Source organism: Nostoc sp., assembly GCF_036917465.1.
GTDB lineage: Bacteria > Cyanobacteriota > Cyanobacteriia > Cyanobacteriales > Nostocaceae > Nostoc.
This window is the reverse complement of record NZ_JBALDL010000010.1, coordinates 19,274-28,742: the sequence shown is the minus strand read 5'-3', so window position 1 is coordinate 28,742 and position 9,469 is coordinate 19,274. Positions and strand designations below refer to the sequence as shown.

Below are 9,469 nucleotides of genomic sequence, written 5' to 3'. Positions count from 1 at the left end.
TTCAAATCAAATATGAAGATTCTTTTTGATGAATTCTTGCCACAATGGAATTACACCGCTAAACCAGAGTTACACCTTATTTAATCCACTATCCTTAGCGTAGCCACTGATAAAACCTGCTGCAACTGCAATACCCAAATCAAGCAGGTTAGGTTTGGAGCGAGATAGCACTTCACTGCCGAAACTAGGTAGATTAACGATCCAACCGATACTGCAAGAAATTAAAAGTGCTAGTAATGTGCCTAAGAATACTGCTATTACGCCTTTACGAAATAGGATGATATTTCCAATTAATGCACCAAAGGCTAAACCTCGAATTGGCAACATTAGAGGTGCGATAATCATTGCGCCGATAATTACAGCAGTGCTATTGGCAAGTAGACCAAATGTAGCGATCTCCTTCGGAGGAGCTTCGCTAACGCACATGAACCAATAATCAAAACCAAATATGTTGCGTCGAGACTAGACTCTTGCAACAACTCATGTACCAACTGTTTTAGTTGTGATGGTTCAACCCTTTTGGGCTTAAAATCCCTAAAGCGATTGCGGATATTATTTATCAAAACTCCTCCAAATCAAATGATTTTAGATTCTGGATTTTAAATAAAAGCTTTAGCATAGAATATCGTTATCAAGATAAATAATGCACTAGATAGCAACATTTATTTCCAGAAATCACGGTGAAAGAGGAAGTCGAACTGTAAATGTACTACCTAGCCCAGGTTGACTTTGAACGTGAATATTACCTTTATGCGCTATGGCGATCGCCATAGCGATCGCTAATCCCAATCCCGAACCGCCAGAGGTGCGGGAGCGGTTGCGATCTACTCGATAAAAGCGATCAAAAATTCGCAATTGATGTTCTGGCGCAATTCCCAGTCCTGTATCTTGAATTTTGATTGTCGCGTAGCGATCGCGATCTGACAAAACAACGGTAACTTTTCCTCCGCTAGCCGTTGCTTGAATTGCATTCACAATTAAATTTGAAACTAAACGATAAAGCTGTTCTTCATTTCCCATCACAGACAGTTTTTGAGAAAACAGCATTTGCTTTGAAAGGTTTACTTCCGCTTCAATCGCCAAAAATGCTAATTCTTCAATTAAGTCGCTAATTAAATCGTTCAAACAGCAAGACTGATATTCTTTTGTTAATTGTTTTTGATCTATCCTTGTCAACAGCAATAAATCTCCGACCAATTGGGATAGCCGACGATTTTGACGTTTGAGAACATCCAAAATTCCACTATTTGATTTTGGCTCTTGCTGTAATTTGATAGCAGCTTCAATAGTAGAGTGCATTGCTGCTAAAGGTGTGCGGAATTCATGAGCAGCATCAGCAGTAAATTGTTGCATTTGTTGGTAGGAAAGATACACAGGTTGCATTGCCCTTTCTGCCAACCACCAACTAGACAAAGCAACAAAAATCATGGAAATTGGCAACCCTAGCACCAAAGTTAATCTTAAATAAGCAAGATTTTGGTCTAAATCAGTAAGACTTCGTGCCACTTGTAGATAACCCGAAAACTGGTTTTGAGTAGACAGTGGTAAAGTGATTTGGCGGTATCGAGCGCCAGAAGAATCTGTGATAATTTGCCAATGCTGTGATAGTGAGGTAATGGGCAATTTATCAAATTGCATACCTGCACTTGCAAACAGTTTTCCCGAACGATCTAATAACCGTATATAGTAATTAACCTGGTTAGTTGTTTCTTTTATTGATTGTTTAATGCCTGCTGTTTTCGGCAAACAGTTTGTTTTAGCTACACATAACTCTAAAGAAAAATCTTTAGCGAGGCGTTGTAATTGTCCGGGTTGCTGCCAAGCAGCTTCAATACTGTTATGGAGTGCATTTGCTACTGATTGTAATCCCCGATCTATGGTTTCATAGTAAGCATGGGCAACCACACTATAAACGCCCAGACCAGATAGCCCGACAATACCACCCATCACTAGCGTATACCAAACTGCTAGCCGTAAGCGAGTCTGGCGGAAAATAGGATTGCCTTCCATATTTCTAGAACCTTGCTCAACGTGTTGCTTCAAGTTAAGCTAATTAGCAGCATCAATGTTTAGGCGATAGCCCACACCATAGATAGTTTCAATCAAAGAATTGCTGTCTTCTTCTCCTAATTTACGTCTTAATAAGCGAATTTGTGCTGCTACTACATTGCTGACTGGTTCTGCACCAATTTCCCAAAGTTGATTAATAATTTGGTCACGACTAATAATTTGCTGAGGATGCCTCATGAAATATTCCAACAATTGAAACTCTTTGACAGTTAAAGAGAATACTTGCTTTTCTCCATGAGCATACTGACGAGTCAGTTCATGAGTGCTGTAATTGAGCGTCAGACAACCTACTTGTAAGCGTCGGGGTTGGAGTTGGGGTGTAAGCGTTGCTCCTACGTAAGAGGATCGCCGTTGTAATGCCCGCAATCTTGCCAGCAGTTCTGCCATATCAAAAGGTTTAATTAAATAATCATCTGCACCGCTATCTAGACCAATAATCTTTTCTTCCATTCTGTCTTTAGCAGTGAGCATCAATACAGGTAGAGTTAATTGACGCTCGCGCAACCATTTACACAACTCCACCCCCGAAACTCCTGGTAGCATCCAATCAAAAATCGCTAAGGTGTACTCAGTCCAGCCAGTTTCTAAATACTGCCATGCCTCAGTCCCATCTAGAAACCAGTCAACCACATACGCTTCATGACTCAGGACTTGTTTAATTGCTGCACCTAAATCCTCTTCATCTTCAACTAATATAAGCCGCATAGTCAACCGTTGCTTATCAGTGCTAAAAGCCTTCTTTAATTACCATTTCACGAAAAAGTGAAATAACTATGAAATTTTGATTCTACTTCAGATAGAAATACTGATACCTATACAGTTTTTAGATTCATACAAAAATGAAATTTTTCTGCTGCTTGAGATAAGAAGTATTCATAAGCTAAAAAACATTTAATTTGCATAACCGAATTAAACATAAATCTTGTGGGGGAGCCACTGCGTTGGGCGGGTTCCCCGACTTGTTCGCACAGTGTCTCCCCTTGGGAGAAGCAAGTGGCGTTGGGCAACATGAGCGCCCAGTATGTGCAATTTAAATTTGGAACAGCTTATCTCAAGAGTAATTTTACTGAATTTTCAGTTATTTTTAGTTTATGTGAGTTGGATTTCTCCACCTTGAGGTTTTGATAGTGCTTTTAGTTCCTCCCAACTGTAATGATTGGGTAGTTCAATTGGTTTGTGATTGGCTCCTAATCCCAATCCAACTGTCGGCTGGAGTTCCTCAATAAATTCCTCAGCGTATCCAACTAGCTGATTACCTGCAACTCCACCAGCGATCGCTCCTGCAAGTCCACCGATCGCAGCACCCACTTTACCAGCAATTGAGCGACCGAGTGCAGCTCCTGCTACGCCACCTCCCACAGCACCTAAACTTGTAGCTATGGGATGAGAATCTGTTGCATCTGAGCCGATTTGTTGAGATTCAATCTGCTGTTCATCGTTTGTCATGATATTTATCCTTTTAATTTCAAGCGTTCGGCTATGCGTTAGCGTTCGCAGAGCGTGTGCTTTGCACTCAGCGCTGCTGCAAGCAGGTCGCCAACGCGCAACGCATTGGCCATAATCGTTAATGTCGGGTTAGCACCAGAATTTGAGGGAAAGAAACTGCTATCTACCACGTAGAGATTATCAACATCATGAGTACGGCAATTGATATCAAGGACTGAGGTTTTAGGATCAGTGCCAAATCGACAACTACCGCATTGATGACCAACTGCTTGTTCTGGTAACTGGGTGCGGGGATAAATGCTAAATGGTAGGACGCTTTTAGCAGAATGAGGAATTGACTTGAGTACAGATGTCCAACGATGGATTAAGCGATCGCTTGCTTCGGTATTGTTCAGTGTATAGTCAACATGAATTTTGTCGCCCACCACCCGAATCCGATTATTGGGATCTGGTAAATCCTCTGTCTGCAACCACCAGCCAACCGAACGTTCAGCAAGTAAATGGCGCTCAAAATGAGGAATTAATTTAACAAAGGGAGCCATCAGTGGCGGAGCCTCGCCGGGAATCATATCGGCTAGGACATTACCAGTATTCTGTACCATCCCCATCGGATAAGGAAAATCCGGCTCTCCCCAGTAAAAATCATTGACGGCGATCGTTTTTTGAAAGTTAGCGCGATTCACTTCTAGATGTATAGAAACGATCGCTGTTTCCAATTGTTTCATAAAATTCCGCCCCACCTGGTCGGAACTGTTTGCTAATCCATTGGGATGGCGATCGTTAGCAGACCGTAACAACAAAGCAGCTGAGTTGACAGAACCACAAGCAACAACCACAATATCACCTGCAAACCAATGTTTCTCGCCGGCGATTTCAGTTTCTACGCTTGTAATCTCTCGCCCCGACTCACTGGTATGCAGGCGTAAGACTTTGGCATTAGTTAAAAGGGTGAAATTCGCATACATTTCACGAGCCGGACGAATGGCGTTAACATCAGCATCGGCTTTTGCCTGTACCAGACAGGGGTATCCGTCAAAGGTATCGCAGCGAATACAGGGACTATTTAGGCGATCGCTTTCATTAAGTTTTAATCCGAGTGGTAGGTGAAATGGATAATAACCCAGTTCGCGGATACCATCAGCAAGAGACTGCATATCTGGCTCATGACTGACTGGCGGATAAGGATATGGTTCGCTACGAGGTGGTTCGGTGGGATCTTCTCCTTGCTGTCCATGCACGTCATACAGCTTTTCTGCTTGCGTGTAGTATGGCTCAAAGTCTTGATACTTCAAAGGCCATTCTGGAGAAATTCCTCCTTTATGAATTACCTTTTCAAAATCTCGCTCCCGGAATCGAATTAGGGCTGCACCGTAGAGTTTGGTATTGCCACCAACCCAATAGCCTGTCTGAGGTTGAAATGCCTTACCATCTTTGTTATACCATTGCTCATCTGCATGGTAACGATGTTTTTGATAGACTTCCTCTGGATTCCAGTTAGCTTTCTCTCTCGGTAAAAAGTCGCCTCGTTCTAGCACCAGAATTTTTTTACCTGTGGGTGCGAGGCGGTGAGCCAGTGTACCTCCACCCGCTCCTGTACCGATGATGATAATGTCATAGTGTTCTGTGATGTTCATCATACATAATATATGTAGTATCTATGCAGTTATCCACGAAAAAATTTTGTGCCTTAATTGTGCAACTTCAATGCGCCATACCCTGCGATCGCCAGAACTAAAATTTCATACTTCACTTTGAAAAGTCTAGAGTTATTAGTCAATATTAGTAACTAATAAATAGTCTTTCTGTATCCTTAATTAATCATTTTTATTTTCAAAAAAAGTGGAGTTTATTAGCTAAGTACGGGGAAATATTCTAAAAATCTCACGATATATCCTAGCTCAGACTAAAACTTTAATTACAATATTACTTCTACCTAATGGGTTAATATTTATTTATCTCTAAAGATAGGCTGTCATTTCATTTTAATTTCATTTTTGTATCGATACAATGTGATCAGGCTATTTTTATCTAATTTAATAATAGTTAGATAAATGTATGTCTACAGTTGGAGGTAAATCGAAAGAGAATATGGTAGTAGTCTATGTTGTATTATATGTAAATTTATAATTAACAACAACTGGTAAGATGCGACCAAAATATATCTGTAAGATTTAAATTTAGATTGTTAATAATATTAAATCCAGTTTTATAAGCATGAATTAGTGTGAGCTTGAAGCTGTAATTCATTGTCAAAAACAGAGTTGAATTGATAGGAGATTTCTATGTCTGAAATCATCGAAATCTATGACGATCGCCTGCGTGCTATTGTATCTCCAAATGCTTCACTGCAAAAGCTAGCCAACGGTGCAGTCCATAGTGAGGGGCCTGTTTACTTTCACGAAGATGATAGCGTTGTATGGAGTGACGCTCACGGCAACCGCCTGTTACGTTGGAGTCCTACTGAGGGTCTGAGTGTCCTACGTGACCCATCTGATTATCAAAGTGGTAATTACCGTGACTTGGAAGGTCGTCTAGTTGCTTGTTCGTCTGGTTTGCGTGCTATTATCCGCCGCGAACACAATGGTGAGTGGAAGGTTTTAGTCGATCGCTACCAAGGCAAACGCCTTAATAGTCCAAATGATTTGGTAGTGAAAAGCGATCGCACAATTTGGTTCACCGATCCGCCCTATGGTATCACTGAACCAAATCAAGGTTACGGCGGCGAACAGGAACAACCCGGAAGTTACGTATATCGCTTTGACCCGGTAACTGGTGAGATTTATCCTGTAGTAACAGACATGGTGCGCCCGAATGGGTTGGCTTTCAGTCCAGATGAAAACCTGCTGTATGTTTCAGATACAGCAGCATTTAATATACCTGGAGGGCCTCATGACATCCGTGTGTATGAGATCGTGGGCGTAGCCCGTCGTAGAGATCGCTATCTAAAAAATGGGCGCGTGTTTGCAGTCATCGATCCAGGACAACCTGATGGACTGCGGGTTGACGAAAATGGTAATGTTTTTACGAGTTCTGAAGATAGCGTGCAGATATATGCCCCCGATGGGACTCAGTTGGGAAAAATTCTTGTACCGGAGACATCCACTAACCTGATTTTTGGTGGTAAAGAAGGCAATCGCCTTTTTATCACAGCCGGTCATTCCTTATATGCTATCAATCTTAATACCCGTAGTGTACAGCAATGATTTATAAATTTGCGACTGGTGTAGCGATCGCTTTTTTTCTCGGTTCATTTAATTTCCCACAGCTAAGTCCACACTTGTTAAGTTCACTTTCTCCCGTTTATCCTGACGGATTTCCAGGATTAGCACTTTTACTTCTCAGAGTTAGCCTTGGCTGGTTATTTATACTACATGGTTATCCAAAAATAACGCATCTTCAACAGTGGGCTGAGTCTCTAAAAACACCTATCTTTCTTTGCTTTTTATCAGCTGCATCGATGTTAGGTGGCGGAATTTTTCTGATTATTGGATTCCTGACACTTTTAGACACTTTGCCTATTCTCTGCTCAATGATTTTTGCAATATATTTACATATCACTGGAAGTAAGCCTTTTGTAGCCCAAGATCCATACTTAATTCCTGAACAACAGTATCAGGGTGCTTTAGGACAAGGTGAACCACCAAGTTGGGAAAAGGCTTTTATGTATTGCGTTATGTTGATAGCGATCGCGGTTTTAGGCCCTGGTGCTTATTCGCTAGATGCTTTGATTTTTGGACGGTGAAAACGTAAGGATGTAAGGATTCAACCTAATCTATTTGCGTAAGATAAGCTGTTACGTATATAACTTGCATTATCAGGGCGGGCAGGATGCCCACCCCACAATCATCTTGAAAAGATATTAGTGTAAATTAAAGGCGCAACAGCTTAATATACAAAAATTATCTTACTTTCTTTAATTAAGTGTAAATATTTGTCAAATTACATAAATTTGTTACATAAATTTGTAAACCTAAGAACTATTCTTGATAAGTTACAGGATAGGTAAAGTCTAAATACCAATATTTCAAAATCAAAGATATTATGACCGAGGAAGAGAAGTGGGATTATATAAATACACTTGATGAGCAATTGCTTCTAGGTGGCGTAATCCTCTCTGAATGGTCAACATTTCTTGCTAAAGATGCTGAAATAGCATTTTGTTCAGGAGCTAACTTAGCCGCTATTTTGGTCGCACAGTCTGCTATTGAATCCCATCTACGATATGAATATTTTGACTCTGTTGCAACAAAGGGATGGGGCTTGTATCGTCTTCTTGAAAATGCCCCTCTGCCAGTTGATTTGAAAGATGATTTACATAAACTCAGGCAATTTAGAAATAAGTGGGTACATGTTGAAGATCCAACCCAGGATGAAGATCTTCTCGAAAAGCCTGAGTATCATGAGGCAGAATTAGAACAAATGGCAAAGCTGGCAATAAAATCGATGTTGCGTGTGTTTTATATGGAGCAGTGGGTATAGACTGATAAGTTGATAAGAGTAATCTAACTCATTCCTGCATTAGATAAATAGTATGTGTAGTGCGTATAGTATTAAGAATAGTAGTGGTTAAGTTTTATGAAATGATTCTGCTATTAGCAAGATTGCGTGTCCATCAGGATCTTTAACTAGACAACCTTGCCGATAAGGGAATGAGCGATCGCTAAACTGCACAATCCGCGATGACACAAACTCAACTCCATTTTGCTGTAACTTATCCACTAACTGCTCAATATCATTAACAACTAGCTCAATTTGTATATGTGCAATATCGCAACTTTTCCAGTCACTCGGTATAGTCCGACCTTTTCCCGGCACAATATAGTCTAACAGTTCAATTCCCATACCATCTTGAACAGGTCGCAGTCCTGTAATTTTGACTTCGGCTCCTGGTAAATTATCCAAGCGAGTTTGAGTACTACGCCAGTTGAGACTGCGGCTATCGACTTGCATTCCTAAAAGGTCGCGGTAAAAGTGTAGACTCTGCTCGGTGTTAGAAATTGCGATCGCACTATGGTCGATTCCCAAAAACAAGCGATGTCTACCGACAATTCGCTTCTCTACGAGACGCTCCGCGAATGCGTCTACGCTGTTTTGATGCCATTTATCTTGTCCTTTATCAGGCGGAAACCAAATTAACTCTAAATCATGACCGTCAGGGTCTTTAAATTTGAATGCGCGAACACCACCAGATGCTTCATTCTCTGGTGGTATTGTCTGAGGAGCAACTGAAATAAATTCAATCGCAAATGAACGCACTTGTGCAAAAGCACGATCCATATCACTCACCACAATCGCCATGTGTTGAAACCACAGGTCATTACTTTGTGAATCACTGGGGATGGGTTTACCCTGAATGTTGAGATATTCCATCAACTTGATAAGTTCATCACCTAGCTGTAGAGTGACAATGCGAATTTTTGCTCCAGTCACACTTTGTAGTTCGCTGTAGTCTTCTCCTGCAACAGTGATGTCAGAAACGAGTTTAAAATTAAGTGCTTGTGTATAGAAATTTAAAGAGCGATCGCAGTTTGTGACCGTTAATCCAATAGCTCTAATTCTTTGTACCTGTACATTAGTTTGATTAGACATATTCGACAGCATCTTCGCATAAAATCATGATATTTTTAAACGCAGAATTACGCAAAGTAAACGCAAAATTGAGATGCTCTTACCCCGATCCTTTAAAGATTTCATCCAATAATGAAATCGCTATGAAATTTTAATAGTTCTTTAGGTAGAGATATTTATTATTCCAATGGCTAGAAGTATTCATTCTTTAAAACGTCTAAAGTGATGCCAGAATCACAAAAATCGTTCTCAAAAATCAAACACATAAGTATAACGTGTAAGTTGGATAAAAAGTTCAACCGATAACAGGTTAATTAAATTTGAATTGAATCATAAGTTTTCAATATCAGCAATCCTCAAACTTTGCAAACAAAAATTCTGAGAA

9 protein-coding genes are annotated in these 9,469 nt (G+C 40.5%); 3 read left to right on the top strand and 6 right to left on the bottom strand.

Annotated features, from left to right (window positions below; all coding sequences use genetic code 11):
- Positions 1-69: 69 nt before the first annotated feature.
- From V7K38_RS02215 to V7K38_RS02195, 5 genes are all read right to left on the bottom strand, one after another.
- A complete protein-coding gene (locus V7K38_RS02215; RefSeq protein ID WP_442940738.1) occupies positions 70-426 on the bottom strand; it encodes a DUF389 domain-containing protein in 357 nt (118 codons plus the stop codon).
- Positions 427-675: 249 nt separating this feature from the next.
- Positions 676-2,010 carry a two-component system sensor histidine kinase RppB gene (gene rppB, locus V7K38_RS02210; protein ID WP_334855100.1) on the bottom strand — a complete coding sequence of 445 codons (1,335 nt, stop codon included), beginning with the start codon at positions 2,008-2,010 and terminating at the stop codon, positions 676-678.
- A gap of 39 nt (positions 2,011-2,049) precedes the next feature.
- The gene (rppA, locus tag V7K38_RS02205; RefSeq protein ID WP_334855099.1) at positions 2,050-2,775 is read right to left on the bottom strand and encodes a two-component system response regulator RppA; all 726 of its coding nucleotides are present in this window, start codon (positions 2,773-2,775) and stop codon (positions 2,050-2,052) included.
- Between the two features lie 384 nt (positions 2,776-3,159).
- Entirely contained in the window at positions 3,160-3,516 is a 357-nt protein-coding gene (locus tag V7K38_RS02200; protein ID WP_334855098.1) for a hypothetical protein, read from the bottom strand.
- A 38-nt stretch (positions 3,517-3,554) separates the two neighbouring features.
- Positions 3,555-5,150: a GMC oxidoreductase gene (locus V7K38_RS02195; protein WP_442940739.1), complete on the bottom strand. Its 1,596-nt coding sequence runs from the start codon at positions 5,148-5,150 to the stop codon at positions 3,555-3,557.
- A 648-nt stretch (positions 5,151-5,798) separates the two neighbouring features.
- Between V7K38_RS02195 and V7K38_RS02190 the strand changes: the two genes are divergently transcribed.
- The 3 genes from V7K38_RS02190 to V7K38_RS02180 all read left to right on the top strand — a co-directional run bounded on the left by V7K38_RS02190 (position 5,799) and on the right by V7K38_RS02180 (position 7,995).
- Complete coding sequence (locus tag V7K38_RS02190; RefSeq protein WP_334855096.1) at positions 5,799-6,719, top strand: SMP-30/gluconolactonase/LRE family protein; 921 nt, start codon at positions 5,799-5,801, stop codon at positions 6,717-6,719.
- Positions 6,716-7,258, top strand: coding sequence for a DoxX family protein (locus tag V7K38_RS02185; RefSeq protein WP_334855095.1), 543 nt, complete (start codon positions 6,716-6,718; stop codon positions 7,256-7,258). The genes V7K38_RS02190 and V7K38_RS02185 overlap by 4 nt, the downstream gene beginning before the upstream one ends.
- Before the next feature lie 299 nt (positions 7,259-7,557).
- A complete protein-coding gene (locus V7K38_RS02180; RefSeq protein ID WP_334855093.1) occupies positions 7,558-7,995 on the top strand; it encodes a hypothetical protein in 438 nt (145 codons plus the stop codon).
- 87 nt (positions 7,996-8,082) lie between these two features.
- On the opposite strand, the gene V7K38_RS02175 is transcribed toward V7K38_RS02180, so the two are convergent.
- Positions 8,083-9,105, bottom strand: a complete 1,023-nt coding sequence (locus V7K38_RS02175) for a VOC family protein (RefSeq protein WP_334855092.1) — start codon at positions 9,103-9,105, stop codon at positions 8,083-8,085.
- Positions 9,106-9,469 lie beyond the last annotated feature (364 nt).